The sequence below is a fragment of the Lacrimispora sp. YZC11 genome, assembly GCF_057543815.1.
In genome coordinates this window covers 45,899-70,899 of the sequence record NZ_BAAJYQ010000005.1, presented here as the reverse complement: position 1 = coordinate 70,899, position 25,001 = coordinate 45,899, and the positions used below count along the sequence as shown (strand labels likewise).

Below are 25,001 nucleotides of genomic sequence, written 5' to 3'. Positions count from 1 at the left end.
TTTCCCCTTGCATGTCAACTGTATATTTTTCGGTAATCTTTCGGCGTGATGCCTACGTATTTTTTAAAAAGCCTGCTGAAATAACGGGCATCCTGAAAGCCTGTGGAATATGCAATCTCATTGATAGACAGATTGGAGTCCTTTAAAAGCTCCCTGGCCTGGCTGATCCGGTATGAATTTAAATAGTCCACGAAATTCTCACCAGTCTCCTTTTTAAAGATATTGGAAAGGTAGGCCGGATTTAAGGTCACTAAAAGCGCTGCATCCTCCAGCCGGATTGGATCCGTGTAATGTTCCTCAATGTATTTGAGAACCATGCGGATGGGGCGGGTGTTCTGAGCCTGGACGGCCTTGTGAATATTTTCAAATATGTAGGACACTGGTTCCGATACGGCAGCCTTTAAGGCATCGAAAGACAATGCGTTTTCTATGGCATAGTGGATCTGGCCGGATAAGTAGTCAAGGGGCAGCTCTTCCTGGTCCAAAGATAAGTCCATGCGTACAAGCATCCGGCATATTTCTCCCAGCATGTCTATGATGTCAAACAATGGGAACAAGCTCTTTGGCCTAAAAAACAACTGATTTAATGTAGCCATGAAATCCGTGATATTTACGGAATCAATGGCCTTTTTGAACTGTTGTAAATATAAGTTTTTTTCCACCTCTGTAAGATACGGGACCGGAGGCAGCTTCTTCCAGTACAGGATCTGGCCGCAGCCCGACAGTATGCGGTAATAGGCAGCATCCATGGCGTCCTTATTGGACTGTCCGAAGGAAGAGATCTTATCATAGGAATCCCCGACGCCCACGGTTATCTTAAGTCCGGCAAACAGGTCCAGAAGGTTACAGGCCTTCTGGTAAAACTCCTGGAGATGGCTAAAAAAAGATCCGGCCGCCTGCCGGGGATAATTGATGCCGAGATAGATAGCGCTGCCCTCCATGCAGGAAAGAACCTGGAAGCAGAAGTCTTCAAATTCCTCGTGGAACATGGAGATCAGCTTTTTGTTTAAGGAGCCGATATTATCCAGATTATCGGCACTCTGGTTGACGAAGTCCAGCTTGAGGCAGAGGATACAGAACAGTCCGGGTTTAAAGTCTATGCCATATTCACCGATTATCTGCTCCAGCGGGACAGCAGGGTCCTGGATTTCCCATATAATACGCTTTAAGAAAAAGGATCTGCCGGGATGTTCTGTGTGGATGGCTGGCATAGCCTCACCTGCAGCCTGGGACTGGTGGCTGTTCAATTCTTCCAGGATTTTCTTAAGGGCCTGGTTCAGTTCGTTTTCATTGATGGGTTTTAAAATATAGTCATCTACCGAATATTTCAAGGCATTGTGGGCGTATTCAAACTGTTTATAGCCGCTTACGATGATGAAGCGGCAGGGAATATTTAAATATCGTGTCTGGCGGATTAAGTCAATGCCGTCCATAACAGGCATACTGATGTCCGTGATCACGATGGCAGGGCGTATTTCCTGAATCTGTTCAAACAGCTCCTGCCCGTTGTGGGCGCAGCCGGCAAATTCCAACTGCAGTTCCTCCCATAAGATCATCTTTTTAATCAGCTCGCAGATCAGGAATTCATCGTCGGCTATGAGAACCTTCATTCTTTCACTTATCACAGGACCCCTTCTTTCTCTTATCAATTTGTCATTAATATAGCATACCAAAATGGTAGTGTAAATGGAGGAATTAGTAAAAATGCATAAAAAATATGCAGTAAATATATAAAAATAGAAATATTACACATATTCTAAAAAACGGTGCATTGAAAAATGCCCAAAAGAATCTTATGATAAGTTCCATCAAACACCTGTGAACAGGTTGATGGAGAAAGGAGAAGGAGTATGAACAAACAGATTCTTGCATGTGTATTGGCAGCAGCTATGGCAGCAGGAGCCCTTGCAGGCTGCAGCGGGACTTCCCAAAGTGGCGCCGCAGCAGATGGTACGGCGGCTTCAAAGGTATCCGCTGGGGGAGCGGAGAGCCAGGGAGGTGAGGCAAAGACCGGAGAGGATATCACCCTTACGCTGTGGCATATTGAAAATGACGCCAAACGGCAGGAGGTAGTGAAACGTTGTATTGAGAGATTTGAGGTCAGCCATCCCAATGTGAAAGTGGAACAGGTGCCCATGGAGAACGACCCTTATAAGACCAAGCTTACCACCGCAATGGCAGCCGGACAGGAGCCGGATATATTCATCTCATGGGGCGGCGGATGGCTCCAGTCCTTTGTGGAAGAGGGAAAGGTGCTTGATATTGACGAGGACGTGAGAAGTATCTCTGACATCTACCACGAGTCGGCACTGTCTCTTTTCGAGCTTGAGGGGAAATACTGGGCAGTGCCTTTTAGGGCAGGCGCGGCCCCTGTGTACTATAATACCGAGATTTATAAGGAACTGGGACTTAAGGTCCCGGAGACGGTTGAAGAGCTTGAGGTCAATTGTGAAGTTATTAAGGAACATGGAATCATTCCCTTTGCCGAGGGCAATTCCAGCCAGTGGCCGGGTGCGCTTACCTTTATATGGCTGTCCCTTAGAGAGGGAGGATCCCAGACATTCCTTGACGCCTATAACCGTACCGGCAATGCTACGTTTGAGGATGAGAGCTTTATTAAAGCCGGACAGAGGATCCAGGATTGGGTGAAGAAAGGATATTACCCCGAAGGCCTCAATGGTATCAACTATGATACCGGCGGATCCAGAATGCTGTTTTACAGCGGTCAGGCAGCTCACATTGTACAGACCAACAGTTTCGTATCCAACTGTAAGTCTGAAAAACCGGATTTCTACGAGAATAATCTTGGGTTGTTCAACTACCCTGTAATAGAAGGCGGCAAAGGGAAGGCAGACGAGATTTTAGGAGGCGGCAACGGATATTCCATCTCTGCTTCCTGCAAAAATCCCAAAGAAGCGATGGAACTGGTAAAAGTCTTAACCGATCAGGAGTATGCGCAGGATATGTCTGATACCGCCGGCATCCTTACCGGAATAAAGGGTGTGGAAATCAAGGACAGCAAGCTGCAGCAGATGGAGGAGCTTCTGGTTCATGCATCCTATATGCAGAACTTCTACGATCAGTTCCTGCCAACAGAGCTTGGAAACTTACATAAGCAGACCACTTACGACCTCTTCGGACTCACCACCACGCCAGAGCAGGCGGCCGCTGACATGGAAGCACTGGCACAGAAGGATCTGGTTAAGAAATAATACATGACATGGATGGAGAGGGTGTTGCATGGCAGAATGCATGTTGCAACGCCCTCATTCCGGATTGTCCTCTGTGAAAAGGAGTGATTATATGAGCAAACGAAATAAACATATTGGGATCATAACGCTGTTCGTGCTCCCGGCCCTGCTGTTTTACGGAACATTTAACGTAGTAGGAATCGTCAGGACATTCATCTACAGCTTTATGGACTGGAAGGGGATCAGCGCCAACAGGACCTTTGCAGGATTTGGGAATTACATCGAGCTGTTTGGGGATTCCCTGTTCTGGAATGCCATGAAGAATAACGTAATCCTGGTCATTGTCTCCGTGGCTATCCAGCTCCCCGGAGCCCTGCTCTTAGCACTGCTGATCAATCAGGAGCTTAAGGGAACAAGGTTTTTCCGTACGGTGTTTTTTATGCCGATGCTGCTGTCCACGGTTGCTACCGGTATCATGTGGATTCTGTTTTATGATCCCTATTTTGGCCTGATCGCCAGTCTTATGCAGAAGCTGGGGTTAAAAAGCATTGCTTTTCTGGAAGGGAGATCATCCATGCCTTCCATTCTGTTCGTCATATGCTGGCAGTTTATTCCCTTTTATATGATAATATTAAAGGCGGGACTGACCAATATCCCGACGGACATATATGAGGCGGCCAGGATCGACGGGTCAAATGGAACGCAGTGTTTCTGGAAAATCACCCTTCCGCTGCTTGTACCGACCCTGCGCTCGGCGGCGGTCCTGCAGCTGGTGGGATCTTTAAAATACTTTGACTTATTCTATGTCATGATGGGCGGCGCGCCCAACAGGGCGACCGAGCTGATGGCCACCTACATGTACAAGAAAGGGTTTACGGAATTCCGTATGGGATATGCCAGCGCCATTGCTGCCAGCATGTTCATTCTGTGTTTTGCCATAGCATGCATGTTCCTTTACATTACGAGAGATAAGGAGGCGGCATAATATGGGCGTGTTGTTAAAAAGAAAATTAAAGAATACCATACTCTACGGGATCAGCATCGTTATTGCACTGATTACAGGATTCCCCTTTGTGTTTTTGGTCATCAATAGTTTTAAAGGCATGGGGGAGTACTTAACCAATATCTGGAGACTGCCCAAAGAGCCGTTTTTTGGAAATTACCAGTTGGTCTTAAAACCGGATTTTCTCCGGTACTTCTTAAACAGCGTTGTGGTGTCAGGAGTCAGTGTTTTCATCATTGTGGTCGTATCGTCCATGATCTCCTTTACCTTTGCAAGGCTTAAATACAGAGGGAGAAATCTGCTTTACTTTGCCATTATCGCAGGAATGATGATCCCGGTACATACGACTCTGATCCCCACATTCACGCTTTTAAGCAGCATTGGCCTGACGGATACCTTAACCGGCCTGGTGGGGCCTTATGTCAGTTATAATATTCCTATTGCCGTATTCATTTTGACCCAGTTCTTCCGGGAGATACCAAAGGAGCTGGAGGAAGCGGCCATCATTGACGGCTGCAGCATCGTGGGAACCTTTAAGAATATCATACTTCCGTTGTCTGGTCCGGCTATTTCCACAATCGTGGTGTATACATTTTTGAACATCTGGAATGAATTCATTAATGCCAATGTGCTGATCAACAGCACGGGAAAGAAGACCCTGCCTTTAGGGATCCGGGAATTCTACGGCATGCAGTCTGTAAATATACCGGCAGTGCTTACTGCTATCCTGATCGGATCGCTTCCGGTCATCCTCTTGTACTTCTTTGCACAGGAAAAGGTAGTTAACGGACTGACCCAGGGAGCGGTAAAAGGCTGAGTGAGCCTGGAAGAGACAGATAGAAGAGAGGAGAGGATCTAATATGGATTTTGAAGTGAGGGCCAGGGAGTTAGTCGGTCAGATGACCCTGGAAGAGAAGGCCTCCCAGCTAAGATTTGATGCCCCGGCAGTCAAAAGGCTGGGGATCCCCAGATACCACTGGTGGAATGAATCGCTTCATGGCGTGGCCAGGGCGGGGACGGCAACCATGTTTCCCCAGGCCATCGGTATGGCGGCCATGTTTGACGTGGAGATGATGAAGGAGATCGGCACTGCGGCGGGCATGGAAGCAAGAGCAAAGTACAATGCCTATTCGGCCCTGGAGGACCGGGATATCTATAAAGGACTGACCCTTTGGTCTCCCAATGTGAATATCTTCCGTGATCCCAGATGGGGAAGAGGCCATGAGACGTATGGAGAAGATCCATATCTTTCCGGCAGACTGGGCGTGGGATTCATACAGGGGATCCAGGGAGAGGGCCAATACTTACTGGCGGCAGCCTGTGCCAAACACTTTGCGGTACACAGCGGACCGGAGGAACAGCGCCATACCTTTGATGCCAGAGTCAGCAATAAAGATCTGTGGGAGACCTATCTTCCTGCCTTTGAAGCCTGCGTCACCGAGGGTAAGGTGGAAGGGGTCATGGGAGCGTATAACCGGACCAACGGAGAGCCGTGCTGTGGCAGCAAAACTCTGATACAGGATATTCTGAAAGAGAAGTGGAAGTTTGACGGGTATTTTGTGTCGGATTGCTGGGCCATCAAGGATTTCCATGAAAATCATCATGTGACGGATACTGCCGCCCAGTCCGCAGCCATGGCCCTGAGAAATGGCTGCGACATCAACTGCGGAAATACTTACCTGCATATTTTAAGTTCCTATGAACAGGGCCTGGTGACAGAGGAGGAGATTACAGAGGCAGCGGTGCATGCAATGCGTACCAGGATGCGTCTGGGGCTGTTTGATGAGGACTGCCCCTACAACCAGATTCCTTACGAGACGGTGGGATGCAAAAAACACAGAGAACTGGCTATCCGCGCGGCGGAAAAATCCATGGTCCTCTTAAAGAATGACGGGCTTCTTCCTCTTGACAGGAAGCTTAAGAAGGTGGCTGTCATCGGGCCAAATGCGGACAGCCGCTGGCCGCTCATCGCCAATTACCACGGCACAGCGCCACGGTATGTGACGGTACTGGACGGGATAGAGAATCTTCTTGATGAGAATGCCAGAATCTTTTACTCGGAAGGCTGCCATACCATGAAGGACCGTGTAGAACGGCTGGCACTGCCGGGAGACCGCATAAGCGAGGCGGTGACTGCAGCCCTTAAGGCTGGGCTGGCCATTGTATGCGTGGGACTGGATGAGCGGTATGAGGGGGAACAGCAGGATCTGGGTAACCGTTTTGATGAGGCGGTCAGTATGGCGGATAAGCCCACTCTGGCCCTTCCTGAATCCCAGCGCCGCCTGCTGACGGCACTCATAGAGACTGGCATACCGCTGGTGGTGATAAATATGTCTGGAAGCGCCATGGACTTAGCGTGGCTGGATCAGGCGGAAAGCGTAAAAGCAATTCTGCAGGCATGGTATCCCGGTGCTGAGGGCGGAACGGCAGTAGCCAGAGTCCTCTTTGGGGAGATCATCCCCTCAGGCAGGCTTCCAGTCACCTTCTACCGGTCTGAGGAGGAGCTTCCTCCCTATGAGGACTACAGCATGAAAAACCGGACCTACCGGTATATGAAACAAGAAGCCCTTTATCCCTTTGGATTCGGCCTTTCCTATACCAGCTTCCGGTACAGGGATTTAGAGTGCGCCCCTGCAGGTGACGGCAGCGTGTCCGTATCTGTGAAGGTCAGGAACGAAGGACCGGCAGATGGTGAGGAAGTGGTTCAGGTGTATGTAAAGAACTTAGATTCTCCTCTCGCAGTGAGGAATCATTCCCTGTGCGCCTTTGCCAGGGTGAGTCTTGCAAAGGGGCAGGAGAGGGAGGTAAGCTTCTGTCTTCCGGGTCTGGCCTTCTGTGTGGTGGACCAGGATGGGGACCGCCGCTTGGCTGGGCATCGGTACGATATTTATGCGGGCGGCAGCCAGCCTGACAGAAGGAGCTGTCTGCTTACAGGCTCCGAACCCTTAAACGTCCGGGTGGTGCTGTAAGGGGGACTGTGTGAAAGAAAGCTGAAGAAGGAGAGATAAAATGGATTTATTACAGGTAAGAAATGGTAAAATCGTGGATGAATCAGGAAATCCTGTGTACCTTCGCGGAACCTGCGTGGGTGGCTGGATGAACATGGAAGATTTTATCAACGGATATCCGGGTACTGAGAGTGGGATGAAGAGGGAGATGGCCATGGCCATTGGTGCAGGCAAGGCAGAATTGTTCTTTGAGACCATCCTTGACAACTTCCTGGCTGAGGAGGATATCCGGCTGATCCGGGAAACCGGAGCCAACTGCATCCGCATTCCTTTGAGTTACCGGCATTTTGAGGATGACCAAAATCCTTTTATATATAAGGAAGAGGGATTTAAGCGGCTGGATGCCCTACTGGATGCCTGTGAACGCCAGGGGGTCTACGTAATCCTGGATATGCATGCCTTGTCCGGATGGCAGAACTGCCACTGGCACAGTGATAACGAGCGGGGGGCAGCTCTTCTCTGGAGCTTCCGCCATTTTCAGGAACGGATCATAGCACTTTGGGAGGCGATTGCACAAAGGTACAGGGACAGAAATGCGGTGGCAGGCTACGACCTGATGAATGAGCCATCCACAGGAACGCCCACCGGCGAACATGCCTATGACTTTTATGAGTTCTATCAGTCCGACTGGAAAGCAATCAACAAACTGTACCGGGAGATCGCAGATGCGGTTCGAAGAATTGATAAAAAGCACATCCTGTTTCTGGAGGGGGATAATTATTCCAGGAATTTTGAAGGGCTTGAGATACCTTTTGAGGATAATCTGGTGTACAGCAGCCACAACTATATACCACCGGGATATGGGCCGGGGACGTACCCGGGATATTATAACGGGGTGTACTGGGATAAGAATAAGCAGAGGACTGAATTTCTTAACCACCAGGGGACACAGTTTGCCTTGAAGCACCAGGTACCTCTGTGGGTAGGGGAGTTCGGTTCCCAGTATCATGGTTTTCCGGAGGAGCTTCCATACCGACTGGCATCTATGGAGGACCAACTGGATATTTACAACGCGTATGGAGTCCACTGGACCACCTGGACTTATAAGGACCCCGGGATTATGGGGTGGGTATTCTTAGATCCGGAGAGCGAATATATGAAGATCATCCAGCCGGTCCAGGAACAAAAACGCATCCTGGGAGCTGAGAATTTTGTCGCAGATTATGCAGGGGTGGCGGAGGGCAGAAAGAAATCCCGGGCGCTTGCCGATTATATCCTGGATGTGATGGGAGAAACCAGGATCGACAAGGCTTCCAATGCTTTTGTGATGAATTACGGGGTGCTAAACGGCTATGCGGGCGCTATGCTGCAGCCGGCTTACGCCAGGCGTTTTGCCGGATACAGTGAGGATGACTTAGAGCGCATCGCCGGAGGCTTCAAGCTTGAAAACTGTGTGAAGAACCAGCCTTATCTGAATCTTCTGAAACATATGCTGCATTGATAAATATCCATTGTTCTGTTAAAATTGGATGTGAAAATTTGTAAATAAGCAGCCGGGAATAACGGAAAGAGGAGAGAACTTGGGATGAGGAAAAAGATAGTCTGGAAAGAAAAAATGGCAGAATACTGGATGATTGGGCTTTTACTCTTCCTGGTTGCTGTGTTCTCTTATATGTTACCGGTATTTGCCACCAGAGGGAACCTTGCCAGCTTCCTGCGTTCCATGCCTATTTTGGGAATTGCCACACTGGGAGTGGCAATGCTCATGATCTCTGGCGGGATTGACCTGTCATGCGGGGCTATAATGGCCTGCGCGGGGACGGCGGCTGCGTATCTGGCTGTGCGGGGAATGCATCCGGTAGCGTGCGTTGCCCTGGGAATTTTCTGCGGCGGCACCTGGGGACTTCTCAACGGATTTCTGATTACACGGTTTGAGCTTAAGCCGTTCATTGTGACCGTGGGAAGCAATTACATGATCCGGGGATTGACTCAAATGTTCACCGGGGGCATTTTAATCAGCGGTCTGCCAGGCTGGTTCTATCGAATTTCCAATACTAATCTGCTGGGCAATATCCTCTATTCCAGTTTTCTCATCTTCCTGGTCCTGGCGGCGGCAGTTGTCCTTGTTATGAGATGTACCATATTCGGCCGGTACTGCTATGCCGTAGGCTCCAGTAAGAAAGCCAGCAGTCTGGCCGGCATCCAGGTAAAACGGCATCTTCTCAAGGTTTATTTTATTGAAGGGGCCTTTGCGGGGATTGCGGGAATCATCCTCATGTCCTACTTGAACGTGGGCGCATCCAGTGAAGCTATGGGGTTGGAAGCATATGCCATCGCTGCTGTGATTATTGGTGGGATCCGGTTTGAAGGAGGGGCAGGAGGCATCGTGCGTGCGGTTCTGGGGCTGCTTATTATAGAAGTGTTTAAAAACGGTATGAATGCGGCCGGAATAAATACTTACGGGCAGCAGGCAGTTACAGGGCTTATGATTCTGGCGGCTATCGTGATGGACTATTTTCGGAAGAAGAGGGAAGAAACGGCATGAGAATGTTTAAAATTTGGGTAATCGGAATGGCAATATGCTTTTTTACGGCCGGATGCGGGAAGCGGCCCAGCGCCGCTTTCGTAAGGCAGGAAGAGAAGACCCTGTACCTGATTACATTAAATAAAGAAGGGCCTTATTGGAAGCCGCTGATTCAAAGCGCGCAGGAGCAGGCAAGAGAACGGGGATTCTGTCTGATCATAAAAGCGGGGCTGCCCGGAGATTCCTCACGTCCCCAGAAGCTGATTGAGATGGTCCAGGAGGCTATCGACCAGAACGCAGACGGCATTGCCATGGCAGCCTTGGAACCGGAGATGTTTGATATAAAAGCAGCGGAGGCAATGGCGGCCGGAATCAAAGTAGTCACCTATGATACGGATATCAGGACCTACGGCAACCGGCTGGCATATATCGGGACCAATAATTATGAAGCCGGAATGGAGCTGGGAAGACGCGGCGCAGAAGACTTAATAGAGAGAGGGATTACCAAAGGGAGGCTGACGGCCGTTACCTACAGTGGTTCTGCTCAGAACATGACCGAGCGTTACAGGGGGCTTAAGGACGGTTTTAACCAGGCGATGGGGAAGGATGCCGCCCTGTTTACCTGGTGCGACTGGATTATCAACGACTTAAGCGTATCCAGGGCAAAGGAGCAGTTGGAGACACAAATCATATTATACCCTGACTTAAAGGCAGTGTTCACCCTGGGAACAGAGTCTGTCATCACCGGAACCATGGAGGCCATCAAATCCCAGAACCTTCAGGGAATTCTGTACCATTATGGATTCGACTATTCCCCCACTCTTGCAGCCGGTGTGGATGAAGGCCTGATTACGGGTATTGTGGACCAAAACTGCCAGGTGATTGGCAGGACGCTGGTGGACAAACTGGCGGACGCAGTGGAAGGGAGAGAGATTGGGAAGGAGTACTTAATTGACGTGACATGGATAGAAGCTAATGAAATAAAAGTGTATGGGGAAAAATCGGAGAGGTAATATAAAGAATACAAAGCAGAAAAGCGCGCCCGGCAGGAGTTGTAGGTACAGTATGACGCTTTGCAGATGGGAAGCGTACACTTTTCCTGACTCATGGAACAGGTAAATTACGGCGTGTTAAAATAAGTAGTGCAAGGGAAATGAACATTTTTTATCGGGCCTCCGCTGAAGAATGTTCTTTTTATTGAAAAAGAATATTTAATTCCAGGTAATATTTCATCGTTTTTGATGAAAAGGAAATATAGCGGGCAGCCACTTTTCCTTTTGTTATTTTTTTGCCAGATAAAATATTAGTTTTACAGTCAATGGAAAATATTGTATAATTGCCGTATTATAACAGAAAAGGAGATGATAGAAATGGATCAGGATAATCAAGATGGTTCCTGGCAGGAAAACCAGGATTTGGATCGCGATGCCGTATACAGGCAGCCAGAGAGGCCAGCCCAGAGTAACTTGGCCCTTGCTTCTCTGGTCATGGGGATTCTTGGGATTATAACCTCCTGCTGCTGTTACGGAGGCTTGATCTTCGGAAGCCTTGGGATCCTGTTTGCCCTGCTTTCCAGGACGGAAGACAGGTTTGAAGGCTATGCAAAGGCAGGCATCATCACTTCATCCATTGCCTTCGTGCTGGTTTTATTAGTTGTTATCATATTTATTGGAACTGCGGCGATGAGTAGCTTGGGGTTAGGAGGTGTGCTTTCGTGAAAACTTCATCATCAGAACTTAAAAGGCATGCAAAACGGACCTTGAAAGGCAGATACGGCTTGTGTATCGGTATCCAGTTTATAGAATTTGCCATTCTTCTGGCAATATCTCTGGTGTATATTTTAACGTCCTTTTCTATGGGATTGGTAAGAGATCCTTTTTTAAACGGCGCACGCAATGTGTCAGCAGGATATGTGGTTTTAAAGGCAGGGGTTTATATATCATTCCTGATTATTCTCTCTGTATACGGCCTTTTAAAACCGGGAGTCCTTAAGATTTATATGAATATGTGCAATGGCCAAACTGCCAAACTGTCTGATCTGCTCTTTGCTTTTCAGAACAAGCCACATAGGTTTTTGGGACTTTATTTTATAAATCTTCTCATTGGATTTGCCTGGGGGATACCGTACTTTGTAGTACTCATTGTAGCAGTCATCACTGATTTTATACCTGTCATGATAGTACTGCTGGTACTTACGTACCTGCTTCTGCTCATTGGAAATATCTTTACCATGCTGTATTTATCCCAGTCCATGTTTCTTCTCGTCGAGTCTCCGGATCAGAGGGTAATTGGGAGTCTCAAGGATAGTGCAGCCATGATGAAGGGCAATAAGGGAGGCTATTTTTACCTTTTAATAAGCTTCATTGGGATGGTAGTCCTGGGATACTGCTCCATGGGAATTGGCTTTCTCTGGATCATCCCTTATATGCAGGCTACCATGACAGAGTATTATCTGGATCTTAAGGAGAGGATTTCCCATAATTCCCCTGGAAGAGGCGGAGAAACCTCCTCCCAGTCCATGTGGAACCAGGAAAATCAGTGGTAGAACCGTGTCATACAGGGGGGGTACGCATAGAATATACTAAGGAGGTGTATCTATGCGAATTTGTGAACTCAAACAAAAAGAAGTAATTAATATCTGTGACTGCAGACGCCTCGGCTTTGTTGGTGATGTGGATTTTGACATGGAAACAGGCTGCCTTTTAGCCATTATTGTACCAGGACCAGGGTGTTTTTGCGGTTTTTTAGTCAGGGAGAGGGAGTATGTGATTCCCTTCTGCGACATAAGGCAGGTGGGGCCGGACATCATTCTTGTAAACGTGGATTTGGAAAAAGCAACGGAAAGATGCGGGATATAGGAGGATGGGCTTGCAGATCTTTGGATTGTAAGTTATGATATATATAAGGAAGTTCGATTCGCCTTTGGCCCATCGAACGGCTAATTTACTAAGTTCAACCCCAACGGCCTTTGCATTTATTAAGTAAATTATGCCAATAATATTACAGTCCGTAAGACAGGAGGACCAGATACGTGAAATGCCCATTTTGCAATGAAGCAGATACAAAGGTCATTGATTCCAGACCGGCAGACGACAACAGCTCAATCAGACGACGCAGACAGTGTGAGAAATGCGGAAAGCGTTTTACCACTTATGAGAAGCTGGAGACCATGCCTCTCATGGTAATTAAAAAGGATAATTCCAGAGAAGTTTACGATCGTTCAAAAATAGAATCAGGAATTCTTCATTCCTGCCATAAGCGGCCAGTATCATCCCAGCAGATAGATTCCATGGTAGATGAGATAGAGACCCAGGTTTTCAACCGTGAGGAAAAGGAAGTAGAGAGCACGGTGATCGGAGAGCTTGTTATGAAAAAGCTACAGGATGTGGATGAGGTTGCTTATGTGCGCTTTGCTTCCGTATACAGAGAATTTAAAGATGTGAGTACGTTTATGGAAGAAATAGGAAAACTGTTAAAAAAGTAGGAGAGTTATGTTTAAGGTATTTTATCCAGATGAAGATGTGGCTTCTGCATATGCCATATCCTTTGAAAAATTATATAAGAACGGGATCAGAGGCGTGATTTTTGATATTGACAATACTCTGGTGCCTCATGATGCACCTGCGGATGAAAGCGCAAAGAAGTTGTTTTTACGTCTGCATGAGCTTGGGATGGAAACATGCCTTCTTTCTAATAACAAAGAGCCAAGAGTGGCTGCCTTTGCCAGGGATGCGGGCGGTTCACGCTATATTTATAATGGAAACAAGCCTAGAAGAAAAGGATATCAAAGAGCGATGGAACTCATGGGAACGGATGCGGAACATACGGTTTTTGTGGGGGATCAGCTTTTTACCGATGTTTATGGAGCCAAGAGAGCCGGAATCCACAGCATTCTGGTCAGACCGATACATCCGAAAGAAGAAATCCAAATCGTTTTAAAAAGATATTTAGAAGCAGTTGTGCTGTATTTTTACCACAGGGATAAGAAAAGGAAAAAGTGAACGGCATTCAGGTGAAAGCATATTTCTGGCGGGTAAAAGATAACCCGGCAGGTTATAATACGGATGAGACGGTCCGGACAAGCCGACTGATCCAGGGTATACAGGAAATTACTAAAAGAGTTCAATGACTTACTGATAGGAAGAAACACCTTTGGGTATACTTTTATGCCCAGAAAGCATTAGTGGAAAGGTGGTAGAAGGATATGAAAATTCTTGTATTAAACGGACCGAATCTGAACTTTTTAGGAATCCGTGAAAAAGGGATATACGGTACAGAGGATTATCATGCACTGGTATCCATGCTGGAAGAAAAAGCGCAGAGAGAAGGTCATGAGCTGGAAGTCTATCAGAGCAATTATGAAGGCGGAATCATCGACAAGATTCAGGAGGCATATCACAATGGAACAGAAGGGATTATCATCAATCCAGGAGCATTTACCCATTACAGCTATGCCGTAAGAGATGCCCTGGGTTCCGTTGAGATTCCCAAGATTGAAGTCCATATATCCAACGTCCATAAAAGAGAGGAGTTCCGTCATACATCGGTGACTGCTCCTGTTTGTACCGGACAAGTAGTTGGTCTGGGACTAAAGGGATATACTCTGGCGATGGATTTTTTAACTGGAAAGTAATCGCTCCGATTCAAAGAAAAGGGATATATTTGTAAAAAACTGTTGAAAATGTATTTATTATAGTATAGAATATAAAAGGTTAAGAAGAGAAATTCAAGGAGGAATATCATTTATGATATCAGCGGGTGATTTTAGAAACGGTATCACATTGGAGATCGAGGGTACTGTATATCAGATTATGGAGTTCCAGCATGTAAAGCCTGGAAAGGGTGCTGCGTTCGTAAGAACGAAGATTAAAGATGTGGTAAACGGCGGCGTTGTAGAGCGCACATTCCGCCCGACAGAAAAGTTCCCACAGGCAAGAATCGACAGATTAGACATGCAGTATCTGTATGCCGATGGCGATCTTCATAACTTTATGGATACAAATACCTATGAGCAGGTAGCATTAGCTCCGGATGTAATTGGTGATGCGTTAAAGTTTGTGAAAGAGAATGAGACGGTTAAGGTATGCTCTTATAATGGTAAGGTATACTCTGTAGAGCCTCCGTTATTCGTGGAACTGGTTATTACAGATACAGAGCCGGGATTCAAAGGCGATACTGCCCAGGGCGCTACTAAGCCGGCAACGGTTGAAACCGGTGCAGTGGTATATGTGCCATTATTTGTTGAACAGGGTGACAAGATTAAGATTGATACACGTTCAGGTGAATATCTGTCCAGAGTATAAAAAGAAAAGGACCGGGCAAACCGCAAGGTCCTTTTAATAATTATGTATGATACCGTGAAAACAACGTAGAAAAGATGGTTTTTATATTCCTGCGTTGTTTTTGTGCTATAAGGGTATTTGCTGTGGGGGAAAGAGAGGGTAGTATGATTGTATTTGATGACGGAAGGAAAATACAGATCTTTGAGTTTAAAGATTTTGATTACTTAACCGATGGCGAAATTGATTTAAGGATTGAAGAAAAAGTAACATCTAATGAGGAAAAAGGCTATGTACCTGTATATAAATATAGAATCACTCTGCATAATTCAGATAATAGCATAGGTGCTATTGACATCAGGATCGGGTACAATGAAAATTTGTATTACGGGGGGAATATCGGTTATAGAATTGAAAAAACTTATAAAGGAAATAATTATGCCTTAAAGGCGTGTAAAATTATCAAAGACATAGCGATTGCACATGGGATGAATAGACTTATAATCACTTGCAATCCAGACAATCTGCCATCTCGGAGAACTTGTGAAAAGGCAGGTCTCAAATTGAAAGAGATAGTAGATTTACCAATATATAATGAGATGTATCAAATTGGGGAGCGCCAAAAGTGCATATATGAATGGATTTTATGATTTTGTTCAATTGCTGACAGGCAGGCATAAATATGTATCTATAATAGAGCAGGATATGCTTTAAAAAAAACGCTGCGAAGGAATGCAAGAAAGGTATATAGTAAGGATAAAAGGTAAATATTGTTGGATATAAAAAGAAAGCACCTTTTAGGGAAAAGATAAGGATTGTCCGAATCTGCTGACCTCCCCCAAAAAGGCGCTTATTTTATAAAAAGGCATGTTAATTATGTCCAGACAGTTGGGAATTGCATAGAAGAACCGTTTTGGAAAAGAAAAGGGAAAAGAATTTGATTTTTAAGATTACTTGTAATATAATTAATATTTAGCGTAGAAATATCTGGAATAGAAAAAGGAGACCAGGAACTGATGAAGAAGATTCTTGATTTGATTACAGCAGAGATGAAGGCAGCATTTGCGGACTGCAGATACGATGAGGCTTATGCAAAGGTAACCTTATCCAATCGTCCGGACCTTTGCGAATACCAGTGTAACGGAGCCATGGCGGCAGCTAAGGCTTATAAAAAGAAACCTTTTGATATCGCATCAGAAGTGGTGGCAAAGCTTACGGGAAGCCATGTATTTGCTGCGGTGGATGCAGTGATGCCGGGGTTTATCAATTTGAAGCTTGACTCAGATTATCTGGCAGAATATATGAACGGCATGTCTGACGAAGAACAGTGCGGCTGTGAAAAAACAGAAAACCCAATGACAATTGTAGTGGATTACGGCGGAGCCAATGTGGCAAAGCCTCTGCACGTGGGTCATCTCCGTTCCGCCATTATCGGGGAAAGCATTAAGAGATTGGGCCGTTTTCTGGGACATCAAGTCATTGGAGATGTTCATCTGGGAGACTGGGGCCTACAGATGGGACTAATTATTGAGGAGCTTAAGGACAGAAAGCCGGAGCTTCCTTATTTTGACGAATCCTATGAAGGGGAGTATCCAAAGGAAGCTCCTTTTACCATTAGTGAGTTGGAAGAGATATACCCGGCGGCCAGTTCAAAAGCCAAATCAAATGAGGAATTCAGCGAAAGAGCCCATGGCGCCACTTTAAAGCTGCAAAACGGTTTCCGGCCTTATCGTGCGATCTGGCAGCATATTATAGAAGTTTCTGTTTCCGATTTAAAGAAAAATTACGGAAATCTCAATGTTTCCTTTGATTTATGGAAAGGGGAAAGCGATGCGGAACCCTATATTTCAGATTTAATTAAAGAGCTGGAAGACAAGGGCCTTGCCTATGAAAGCCAGGGAGCTCTAGTTGTGGATATTGGAGAAGAGGGGGATACCAAGGAACTTCCTCCCTGTATTGTAAGAAAGTCGGACGGAGCTGCCCTTTATTCCACTTCCGATCTTGGAACCATCATTGAACGTGAGAAAGATATAATGCCTGACTGGTACATCTATATCACGGATAAGCGTCAGGAACTGCATTTCGTCCAGGTATTCCGTGTGGCAAAGAAGGCCGGTTTTGTATCACTGGATAAAAAAATGTCCCATCTTTGCTTCGGAACCATGAACGGAAAAGATGGAAAGCCCTTTAAGACAAGGGATGGCGGAGTCATGCGCCTGGAGACCCTGATTTCGGACATCAGCAGGGCAGCTTACGAAAAGATCATGGAGAACCGTACAGTTTCTGAGAAAGAAGCGGAGGAAACATCAAAGATCGTGGGAATGGCAGCCTTAAAGTATGGGGACTTATCCAATCAGGCATCCAAAGACTATGTGTTTGACATGGACCGTTTCGTATCCTTTGAGGGAAACACCGGCCCTTACATCCTTTATACCATCGTAAGAATTAAGTCTATTCTTGCAAAATATCAGGGTCTTGAAGACAAATATCAGGGTGAGGAACGGATTCTTGCAGCCGCGTCAGATGCGGAAAAGGATCTGATGCTCCAGCTTTCCAGATACAATGAAATCCTGGAAACAGGCTTTACGGAGCTTGCACCCCATAAAATATGCCAGTACATTTATGAGCTTGCCAATGCATTTAACCGTTTTTACCATGATACCAAGATCATAACCGAAGAGGACAAAAAGCGGCAGGCATCCTGGGTCCGTTTAATCAGGCTTACAAAGGATGTATTAAATGCATGCATTGGCGTACTGGGGATTGAGGCGCCGGAACGAATGTAATGGTGAACGGATGTGAGAAATTATGAAAGTATCACACTTGACGACAAATACCTTCTGGAAGGGTGAATCAGGTGTCAGTGCCCTGGTGGAGGACCAGGGAACGGAATATAAGGCAAATCTGCATATCAAGGGTAGTCAGGTTTTTGACTACTCTTGTTCCTGTGCCCAGGGAAATTCCTACCGTGGTATGTGCTCCCACTGCAAAGCTCTGTTTGAGGTTTATAAGGAGCAGGAATCAAACCCTGGAAAGCCGGTGACCACGTCCCAGCAGGCAAGAGCCATGATCCGGGAATATACCAACCGTGAGGTGTCCCGGATCATGAGCGAGGGAGAAGAGGAACAGGTGAAGCTTTCTGTATCTCTCCTGGTCAGCCGGAGGGAAGTAAAGCTGGAGTTTAAGCTGGGCAGGGACCGGCTCTACATGGTGAAGGATCTGGCTGCTTTTGCAAATGCGGTGGAAAACGGCACCTATGTGGAATACGGCAAAAATCTGGCATTCCATCACACCCCTTCCGCTTTTGCTAAGGAGAGCCGTCCCCTTCTGGAATTTGTACTGGAGATTGTGAATGCGTATTGTGAGCATTATGAACAGTTCCAGAAAAGTTCCTTTTCCACAAGGCCTGCTCTGCGGTTCTTAAATTTAAGCCGTGCAAACCGGGACCGTTTTTTTGGAATCATGATGGGAGAGACCCTGGAGTTTGAGGATTACAAGGGGCAGAAGCGGCAGCTTGTAATCGTAGACCGCATTCCGGACTTAAAAGTTACGGTTAAGCGACATGGTCGGGATGGAGTATTGGTGTCCATTGACCGGGATATTTTAACCTTTGAAGGGGAACGCCGTTTATATCTTGCAGATATGAAATACTTATATTGCTGCGACCAGTCCTGCAGCGAGGCTCTTTCCGTGTTTTTGGGACAGATGATGGAAGGGTTTAAACCTTCCTATGAAACGGAAATCAATAACAAGGATATGCCTCTTTTTTATGAACGTGTATTAAAAAGGATTGCAGCCTACTGCACCATTGATTCCAAAGAACTGGATCTGGAAGCGTATAAGCCGGAGGAACTGAAGGCCAGGTTTGATTTTGATTCCGACGGGCAGGGCGGGCTGATTTTAAAGCCGACCCTTTCCTATGGGGACTATTCTTTCCAGCCGGTAGAAGATGAGCGCCTTCCCCGTACCGTGTGCCGGGATATACCGGGTGAGTTCCGCATCAGCCGCCTGATCACCCGGTATTTTAAATATAAGGAATACGAATCAGAATATCCGGCCATCCGGGATGATGAGGAAGCGGTATACCAGTTACTTTCAACCGGGATGAGCGAGTTCATCGCGCTTGGAGAGGTTTATTTTTCCGAATCCTTTAAGAAATTAAAGATTCTGCCTCCTCCGAAGGTATCCATCGGAGTCAGGAGCGTAGGGAACTGGCTGGAGCTGGACGTGGATACGGCCGGGCTGTCAGGAGAGGACTTAAGCAGGCTTTTGGAGGTGTACAGCCAGAAAAAGAAATATTACCGCTTAAAAAACGGGGAATTTATCAGCCTTGATGACAATGGTCTTATGACCGTTGCAAAGCTGATAGAGGGCTTGTCTGCTGATCCTGATATGCTGAACAAGTCTTTCCGCCTTCCCAAATACAGGGCACTTTATCTGGACAGCATCCTGAAAGAGGGAAATGGCATAACCCTTTACCGGGACCAGCTTTATAAATCGGTAGTCCGGGGAATGAAGTCTGTGGAGGACAGTGATTTCGAAGTCCCTCAGCCCCTCCGTCATGTGCTGAGAGGGTATCAAAAGACGGGATACCGCTGGCTTAAGACGTTGGACAGCTATGGTTTTGGAGGAATCCTGGCTGATGATATGGGCCTTGGAAAAACCATTCAGGTCATAGCCCTGCTCCTTGACGAAGCAGAAAAAAAAGAGCATACCATCTCTCTTGTTGTCTGTCCCGCTTCCCTGGTATACAACTGGGAAAATGAGCTTCATGTTTTTGCTCCTTCTCTTAAGGTTGCGACAATCTCCGGACAGGCAGGAGAACGGGAAGAGCAGTTAATGAACGTAGATAAAGAAGATGTGCTGATTACTTCTTATGATTTGTTAAAACGGGATATTGATCTTTATAAGGATAAGACTTTCCGGTTTCAGATTATTGATGAAGCCCAGTACATCAAAAATGCATCCACTCAGAGTGCAAGGGCGGTAAAGAGCATTGATGCAAGGAACCGGTTTGCCTTAACCGGTACCCCTATTGAAAACCGCTTATCAGAGCTGTGGAGCATTTTCGATTTCCTGATGCCGGGATTTCTCTTCACCTACCGGAAGTTTAAAAAAGAGTATGAACAGCCCATTGTCCGGGATCAGGAAAGAACGGTGCTGGAGGGCCTTCACCGCCTGATCGGCCCCTTCCTTTTAAGGCGGCTTAAGAAGGATGTGCTGAAAGAGCTGCCGGATAAGCTGGAAACCATTGTTTATTCCGCTTTTGATAAGGAACAGAAGGAGCTGTACACGGCAAACGCATTCCACTTAAAGCAGGAGCTTGAGAGCTTGGAAGGCAAGTATGGTAAGGATAACATCCAGATCCTTGCGGCGCTTACCAGACTCCGGCAGATCTGCTGCGATCCTCAGTTATGCTATGAGAATTATAAAGGGGGATCAGCAAAGCTGGAAACCTGCATTGACCTGGTTCGGAACGGGGTAGAGGGAGGGCATAAGATCCTGCTCTTTTCACAGTTTACCTCTATGCTGGAGGTGATCGGACAAAGGCTTAAAAAAGAGGCGGTCCCATACTACTTGCTGACCGGAGCCACTCCGAAAGAGGATAGGCTCCATATGGTAAATTCCTTTAAAGATGATGAGATCCCCCTGTTCCTGATTTCTTTAAAGGCAGGCGGAACAGGACTTAACCTGACTGCAGCGGATGTGGTCATACACTTTGATCCATGGTGGAATGTGGCGGCTCAGAACCAGGCCACTGACCGGGCCCACCGGATCGGCCAGGAGAAGCAGGTGAGCGTATTCAAGCTGATCACAAAGGGTACGATTGAGGAAAATATTTTAAAGCTTCAGGAGTCCAAGAAGGATTTGGCGGAACAGATTATATCAGAGGGAACTGTGTCCTTAAGTAATCTGACCAAAGAGGATTTATTGGGGCTTTTGGATATATAGAGAAACTTATTATAGGAAGAATGCTCTGGATTCCATAAAGGAAACAGAAGAGATTTGAATGAAAGGATGGATGAGTGATGAAAGTACTAATGTTAAATGGAAGCCCTCATGAGAGAGGCTGTACCAACCGCGCCCTCCTCGAGGTAGAATGGGCTTTGAATGAGGAAGGCATCGAAACAGAAATTCTTCATGTCGGGAGCCAGTCTGTCCATGGCTGTATTGCCTGCCAGAAATGTTCAGAAACAGGAAGGTGTGTATTTACTTATGACATGGTTAATCAGGTGCTGGAGAAGATGGAAACAGCGGCAGGGCTGATTGTAGGTTCTCCGGTTCACTATGCTTCCCCCAGCGGCACAGTTCTTTCCTTCATGGACCGTTTGTTTTATGCGGGAAGAAATTTTGCTTATAAGCCGGGAGCGGCCGTTGTTTCCGCCCGGAGAGCAGGAACCACCGCTTCTCTTGATGTTTTAAATAAATATTTCACCATTGCCCAGATGCCGGTCGTTTCATCCTCTTACTGGAATATGGTTCACGGATTTACGCCTCAGGACGTGGAGCAGGATTTGGAGGGGCTTCACACCATGAGAACTCTCGGAAAAAATATGGCATGGCTGTTAAAATGCCTGGAGGTGGGAAAAGCCGCAGGAATCAGCCTTCCTGCCAGGGAGGAAATTCCCAGAACAAATTTTATCCGGTAAGCTAGAAAAAATCCCCTTTACTTTTTTTATTTGTGGTGTATAATGAGATAGGCACTACATATAGTGATTCAAATTCCATAGACACAAAATATAGAAGAGGTTAAGGTGACAAGGATGATTAAAGTTCAAAAACGTGACGGCAGAATTGTGGAGTATGACAGGGATAAAATCATTACAGCCATTCGGAAAGCCAATGCAGAGGTGGAAGTTTCTGAACGGGCCGGAGAGGAAATGATTGATGCAATACTGGATCATGTGGAGAGAGAAAACGACGGCGTGATCAGTGTGGAAGCCATTCAGGACATGATCGAGAGCAGTCTGGTAAATAAGAACAAATATACGCTTTCCAAAAAATACATCATTTACCGTTACCAGAGGGCTTTGCTTCGGAAGGCAAATACAACCGATGAGTCCATTTTAAAGCTGATTAAAAATGAGAACAAGGAACTTGCAGAGGAAAATTCCAACAAGAATACCATTCTTGCATCTACTCAGAGAGATTACATCGCAGGGGAGGTTTCCAGAGACTTAACCAGAAGGATGCTGCTTCCGGAGCGTATTTCCCTTGCCCATGACCAGGGATCCATTCACTTCCACGATGCGGATTATTTCGTACAGCCGATTTTTAACTGCTGTCTGATCAATATCGGTGATATGCTGGATAACGGCACTGTAATGAATGAAAAAATGATCGAGAGTCCTAAGAGCTTTCAGGTGGCGTGTACTGTCATGACCCAGATCATTGCGGCAGTTGCCAGTAACCAGTACGGCGGCCAGTCCGTAGATATCCGGCATTTGGGTAAATATTTAAGAAAAAGCAATAATAAATTCCGCAAACAGATCCGTGAAGAATTCGGGGATACGGTTAGCCCTGAGATAGTGGAAAAGATGGCTTCCATCCGTCTGGGAGATGAGCTGAAATCCGGGGTACAGACTATTCAGTACCAGATCAACACCTTAATGACGACCAACGGCCAGGCTCCATTCGTGACCCTGTTCTTATGCCTTGATGATAATGACGAATACATAAAGGAAAATGCCATGATCGTGGAGGAGGTTCTCCGCCAGAGGCTTGAGGGGATCAAGAATGAAGCAGGCGTTTATGTTACTCCTGCATTTCCTAAGCTGATCTATGTTTTAGATGAGAATAACTGCTTAAAGGGCGGAAAATATGATTATATTACCAAACTGGCGGTAAAATGCTCCTCCAAGCGTATGTATCCGGATTACATTTCTGCTAAGAAGATGAGGGAGAATTACGATGGAAATGTGTTCAGCTGTATGGGCTGCCGGAGCTTCCTGTCTACATGGAAGGATGAGAACGGAAATTACAAGTTTGAGGGAAGGTTTAATCAGGGAGTGGTAAGCCTTAACCTGCCCCAGATCAGCATTCTGGCAAAGGGAGACGAAGATACGTTCTGGAAGCTTTTGGAAGAACGTCTGGATCTGTGCTATGAGGCCCTGATGTACAGGCATAAATCGCTGGAAGGCACCCTTTCCGATGTAAGCCCGATTCACTGGCAGTATGGCGCCATTGCACGGCTTAAAAAGGGCGAAAAAATCGACCAGCTGCTTCAAAACGGCTATTCTACCATATCTCTTGGATACATCGGCCTTTATGAGGCGACTAAGCTTATGAAAGGGGTCAGCCAGACAACTCCGGAAGGAGAAGAGTTTGCTCTTCGTGTGATGAATCACATGCGGGAGGTTGTGGACCAGTGGAAAAAGCAGACAGGCCTTGGCTTTGGCTTATACGGAACACCGGCAGAATCTCTTTGCTACCGGTTTGCCAAAATTGACAGAGAGCGATTCGGAAGCATACCTGATGTGACGGACAAAGGGTATTACACCAACTCCTATCACGTTGACGTGCGGGAGTCCATTGATGCGTTCAGCAAATTTAACTTTGAAAGCCAGTTCCAGAAGATTTCCTCCGGCGGATCCATTTCCTATGTGGAAGTTCCAAACATGCAGAACAATCTGGAGGCAATGGAAGAAGTGGTGAAATTCATTTATGATAACATCCAGTATGCGGAGTTTAACACTAAATCAGACTATTGCCAGGATTGCGGCTATGACGGCGAGATCATCATCAACGACGACCTGGAATGGGAATGCCCTCAGTGCCATAACAAGGATAAGAGGCGGATGAATGTGACCAGAAGAACCTGCGGCTATCTGGGAGAGAATTTCTGGAACACCGGAAAGACAAAGGAGATCAAATCCAGAGTCCTTCATCTGTAGGAGGTATGCCATGAATTATGCGACCATAAAGCCCACGGATGTGGCCAACGGCCCAGGGGTCAGGGTATCTTTGTTTGTCAGCGGATGCACCCACCGCTGCAGGGAATGCTTTAATTCCGAGGCCTGGGATTTTCATTACGGCCGGGAATACGGACCGGAAACCACAGAAAAGATATTGGAATATTTAGACCATACGTACATTGCCGGCTTAAGCCTTCTGGGAGGAGAACCCATGGACCCGGCGAACCAGAAGGGGATCCTGTCCCTGGTAGAGAAGGTAAAGGAGCGGTTTCCGGAAAAAACCATCTGGTGCTATAGCGGCTATGACTTTGAAAAGGATATCCTGGGAGACATGTCGGAGAGGCTTCCTGAGACTAGGCGGATCCTGGCCTGTCTGGATGTCCTGGTTGACGGAAGATTTGAAGTGGAAAAAAAGAATCTAAGGCTGAGATTTAGAGGGTCATCCAATCAGCGGATCATTAAGGTACAGGAATCCCTTGCTTTGGGAGAGCTTGTACCGTGGGAATAAAGAAACAAGGCATTTTGCCGTCTGCCGTAAGGGCGGCGGCGAAATGCCCTGTTTTTTTCGACTCATGGAAACTATGTTTTCAACAACGGATTACCTGGGTTTTAACAGCTATATGGTATTGTCACTTAAATACAGATTTGTATTTGGGTGACTTTTTGTTTTATTATGAAAGTTCTCCGCTTTGAGTGAAATAGAAAAGTATATCCAGTACATCACGGTCATTCATATGCCGGATATCGTAAGATGCCATGCCCTATGGGCGATTTTGCACATTATTTCCTTAATTTATATGCAAGTTCCCATTCGGTGATATCGTTGATTCCTCCATGGCTGTCAGTTACTGCTAAGAGTATGAAATTGCTGCAGAGTGGTTCAATTAGAAATTCGATACTTGAAAACATAAATTCGTTACAATATACGGAAATTTACCTGATTATATAATATACTTTACCTGTTAGATATTATATAATTTCGGCTGGCAAGGGGTAGGAAGATTATATAATAATGTGTTGGTTTCATTTTACAGGAAGCTCTTACAAAAGATCATGAATCAGATGATAATATAAAAAAGAAAAAGTCTCGCAGACTGCTTTTAAAAACTACTGGCTGAGCCCGGGTCAGCTCCGTTTTGCC

General features: G+C 46.4%; 21 protein-coding genes. 20 read left to right on the top strand and 1 reads right to left on the bottom strand.

What is annotated here, in order from left to right; all coding sequences use genetic code 11:
- Positions 1-14: 14 nt before the first annotated feature.
- Positions 15-1,625 (bottom strand): helix-turn-helix domain-containing protein, encoded by a 1,611-nt coding sequence (locus AC27IJ_RS03445; protein ID WP_487147469.1) that lies wholly within the window; start codon positions 1,623-1,625, stop codon positions 15-17.
- 225 nt (positions 1,626-1,850) lie between these two features.
- Here AC27IJ_RS03445 and AC27IJ_RS03440 point away from each other — a divergent pair, with 225 nt between their 5' ends.
- The 20 genes from AC27IJ_RS03440 to nrdG all read left to right on the top strand — a co-directional run bounded on the left by AC27IJ_RS03440 (position 1,851) and on the right by nrdG (position 24,368).
- Positions 1,851-3,212, top strand: coding sequence for an extracellular solute-binding protein (locus AC27IJ_RS03440; protein ID WP_487147467.1), 1,362 nt, complete (start codon positions 1,851-1,853; stop codon positions 3,210-3,212).
- A gap of 91 nt (positions 3,213-3,303) precedes the next feature.
- Entirely contained in the window at positions 3,304-4,176 is an 873-nt protein-coding gene (locus AC27IJ_RS03435) for a carbohydrate ABC transporter permease (RefSeq protein WP_312446685.1), read from the top strand.
- 1 nt (position 4,177) lies between these two features.
- Positions 4,178-5,011, top strand: coding sequence for a carbohydrate ABC transporter permease (locus AC27IJ_RS03430; RefSeq protein ID WP_312446683.1), 834 nt, complete (start codon positions 4,178-4,180; stop codon positions 5,009-5,011).
- Between the two features lie 43 nt (positions 5,012-5,054).
- Positions 5,055-7,163 (top strand): glycoside hydrolase family 3 C-terminal domain-containing protein, encoded by a 2,109-nt coding sequence (locus AC27IJ_RS03425; RefSeq protein WP_487147464.1) that lies wholly within the window; start codon positions 5,055-5,057, stop codon positions 7,161-7,163.
- A 40-nt stretch (positions 7,164-7,203) separates the two neighbouring features.
- Positions 7,204-8,643, top strand: a complete 1,440-nt coding sequence (locus AC27IJ_RS03420) for a glycoside hydrolase family 5 protein (protein ID WP_487147462.1) — start codon at positions 7,204-7,206, stop codon at positions 8,641-8,643.
- An 84-nt stretch (positions 8,644-8,727) separates the two neighbouring features.
- Complete coding sequence (locus AC27IJ_RS03415; RefSeq protein ID WP_312446676.1) at positions 8,728-9,687, top strand: ABC transporter permease; 960 nt, start codon at positions 8,728-8,730, stop codon at positions 9,685-9,687.
- A complete protein-coding gene (locus AC27IJ_RS03410) occupies positions 9,684-10,679 on the top strand; it encodes a sugar ABC transporter substrate-binding protein (RefSeq protein ID WP_487147459.1) in 996 nt (331 codons plus the stop codon). Before AC27IJ_RS03415 ends, AC27IJ_RS03410 begins: the two co-directional genes overlap by 4 nt.
- Positions 10,680-11,036: 357 nt before the next feature.
- A complete protein-coding gene (locus tag AC27IJ_RS03405; RefSeq protein WP_312446673.1) occupies positions 11,037-11,384 on the top strand; it encodes a DUF4190 domain-containing protein in 348 nt (115 codons plus the stop codon).
- Positions 11,381-12,211 (top strand): DUF975 family protein, encoded by an 831-nt coding sequence (locus tag AC27IJ_RS03400; protein ID WP_487147457.1) that lies wholly within the window; start codon positions 11,381-11,383, stop codon positions 12,209-12,211. Before AC27IJ_RS03405 ends, AC27IJ_RS03400 begins: the two co-directional genes overlap by 4 nt.
- Before the next feature lie 52 nt (positions 12,212-12,263).
- Entirely contained in the window at positions 12,264-12,524 is a 261-nt protein-coding gene (locus AC27IJ_RS03395; protein WP_312446670.1) for a PRC-barrel domain-containing protein, read from the top strand.
- Positions 12,525-12,697: 173 nt separating this feature from the next.
- The gene (gene nrdR, locus AC27IJ_RS03390; protein ID WP_312446669.1) at positions 12,698-13,150 is read left to right on the top strand and encodes a transcriptional regulator NrdR; all 453 of its coding nucleotides are present in this window, start codon (positions 12,698-12,700) and stop codon (positions 13,148-13,150) included.
- Positions 13,151-13,157: 7 nt separating this feature from the next.
- Positions 13,158-13,667, top strand: coding sequence for a YqeG family HAD IIIA-type phosphatase (locus AC27IJ_RS03385; RefSeq protein WP_487147454.1), 510 nt, complete (start codon positions 13,158-13,160; stop codon positions 13,665-13,667).
- Positions 13,668-13,870: 203 nt separating this feature from the next.
- On the top strand, positions 13,871-14,299 hold the full coding sequence (gene aroQ, locus AC27IJ_RS03380; RefSeq protein WP_312446666.1) for a type II 3-dehydroquinate dehydratase: 429 nt from the start codon (positions 13,871-13,873) through the stop codon (positions 14,297-14,299).
- Between the two features lie 112 nt (positions 14,300-14,411).
- Positions 14,412-14,969 (top strand): elongation factor P, encoded by a 558-nt coding sequence (efp, locus tag AC27IJ_RS03375; protein ID WP_312446664.1) that lies wholly within the window; start codon positions 14,412-14,414, stop codon positions 14,967-14,969.
- 143 nt (positions 14,970-15,112) lie between these two features.
- The gene (locus tag AC27IJ_RS03370) at positions 15,113-15,595 is read left to right on the top strand and encodes a GNAT family N-acetyltransferase (protein ID WP_312503332.1); all 483 of its coding nucleotides are present in this window, start codon (positions 15,113-15,115) and stop codon (positions 15,593-15,595) included.
- Positions 15,596-15,961: 366 nt separating this feature from the next.
- On the top strand, positions 15,962-17,731 hold the full coding sequence (gene argS, locus AC27IJ_RS03365; protein ID WP_487147451.1) for an arginine--tRNA ligase: 1,770 nt from the start codon (positions 15,962-15,964) through the stop codon (positions 17,729-17,731).
- A 22-nt stretch (positions 17,732-17,753) separates the two neighbouring features.
- A complete protein-coding gene (locus AC27IJ_RS03360; RefSeq protein ID WP_487147449.1) occupies positions 17,754-20,897 on the top strand; it encodes a DEAD/DEAH box helicase in 3,144 nt (1,047 codons plus the stop codon).
- Positions 20,898-20,974: 77 nt separating this feature from the next.
- The gene (locus tag AC27IJ_RS03355) at positions 20,975-21,595 is read left to right on the top strand and encodes a flavodoxin family protein (RefSeq protein ID WP_312446655.1); all 621 of its coding nucleotides are present in this window, start codon (positions 20,975-20,977) and stop codon (positions 21,593-21,595) included.
- A gap of 114 nt (positions 21,596-21,709) precedes the next feature.
- On the top strand, positions 21,710-23,839 hold the full coding sequence (gene nrdD, locus AC27IJ_RS03350) for an anaerobic ribonucleoside-triphosphate reductase (RefSeq protein WP_487147447.1): 2,130 nt from the start codon (positions 21,710-21,712) through the stop codon (positions 23,837-23,839).
- Between the two features lie 10 nt (positions 23,840-23,849).
- Positions 23,850-24,368: an anaerobic ribonucleoside-triphosphate reductase activating protein gene (gene nrdG / locus AC27IJ_RS03345; RefSeq protein WP_312503326.1), complete on the top strand. Its 519-nt coding sequence runs from the start codon at positions 23,850-23,852 to the stop codon at positions 24,366-24,368.
- Positions 24,369-25,001 lie beyond the last annotated feature (633 nt).

Excerpts from the sequence above, each read along its gene's own strand:
- AC27IJ_RS03420 (WP_487147462.1), top strand. The coding sequence starts at position 7,204 with ATGGATTTATTACAGGTAAGAAATGGTAAAATCGTGGATGAATCAGGA.
- AC27IJ_RS03410 (WP_487147459.1), top strand. The coding sequence starts at position 9,684 with ATGAGAATGTTTAAAATTTGGGTAATCGGAATGGCAATATGCTTTTTT.
- nrdD (WP_487147447.1), top strand. The coding sequence starts at position 21,710 with ATGATTAAAGTTCAAAAACGTGACGGCAGAATTGTGGAGTATGACAGG.
- AC27IJ_RS03415 (WP_312446676.1), top strand. The coding sequence starts at position 8,728 with ATGAGGAAAAAGATAGTCTGGAAAGAAAAAATGGCAGAATACTGGATG.
- AC27IJ_RS03425 (WP_487147464.1), top strand. The coding sequence starts at position 5,055 with ATGGATTTTGAAGTGAGGGCCAGGGAGTTAGTCGGTCAGATGACCCTG.
- AC27IJ_RS03405 (WP_312446673.1), top strand. The coding sequence starts at position 11,037 with ATGGATCAGGATAATCAAGATGGTTCCTGGCAGGAAAACCAGGATTTG.
- AC27IJ_RS03435 (WP_312446685.1), top strand. The coding sequence starts at position 3,304 with ATGAGCAAACGAAATAAACATATTGGGATCATAACGCTGTTCGTGCTC.
- argS (WP_487147451.1), top strand. The coding sequence starts at position 15,962 with ATGAAGAAGATTCTTGATTTGATTACAGCAGAGATGAAGGCAGCATTT.
- AC27IJ_RS03430 (WP_312446683.1), top strand. The coding sequence starts at position 4,178 with ATGGGCGTGTTGTTAAAAAGAAAATTAAAGAATACCATACTCTACGGG.
- nrdG (WP_312503326.1), top strand. The coding sequence starts at position 23,850 with ATGAATTATGCGACCATAAAGCCCACGGATGTGGCCAACGGCCCAGGG.
- efp (WP_312446664.1), top strand. The coding sequence starts at position 14,412 with ATGATATCAGCGGGTGATTTTAGAAACGGTATCACATTGGAGATCGAG.
- AC27IJ_RS03355 (WP_312446655.1), top strand. The coding sequence starts at position 20,975 with ATGAAAGTACTAATGTTAAATGGAAGCCCTCATGAGAGAGGCTGTACC.
- aroQ (WP_312446666.1), top strand. The coding sequence starts at position 13,871 with ATGAAAATTCTTGTATTAAACGGACCGAATCTGAACTTTTTAGGAATC.
- AC27IJ_RS03360 (WP_487147449.1), top strand. The coding sequence starts at position 17,754 with ATGAAAGTATCACACTTGACGACAAATACCTTCTGGAAGGGTGAATCA.
- AC27IJ_RS03370 (WP_312503332.1), top strand. The coding sequence starts at position 15,113 with ATGATTGTATTTGATGACGGAAGGAAAATACAGATCTTTGAGTTTAAA.
- AC27IJ_RS03440 (WP_487147467.1), top strand. The coding sequence starts at position 1,851 with ATGAACAAACAGATTCTTGCATGTGTATTGGCAGCAGCTATGGCAGCA.
- AC27IJ_RS03395 (WP_312446670.1), top strand. The coding sequence starts at position 12,264 with ATGCGAATTTGTGAACTCAAACAAAAAGAAGTAATTAATATCTGTGAC.
- AC27IJ_RS03385 (WP_487147454.1), top strand. The coding sequence starts at position 13,158 with ATGTTTAAGGTATTTTATCCAGATGAAGATGTGGCTTCTGCATATGCC.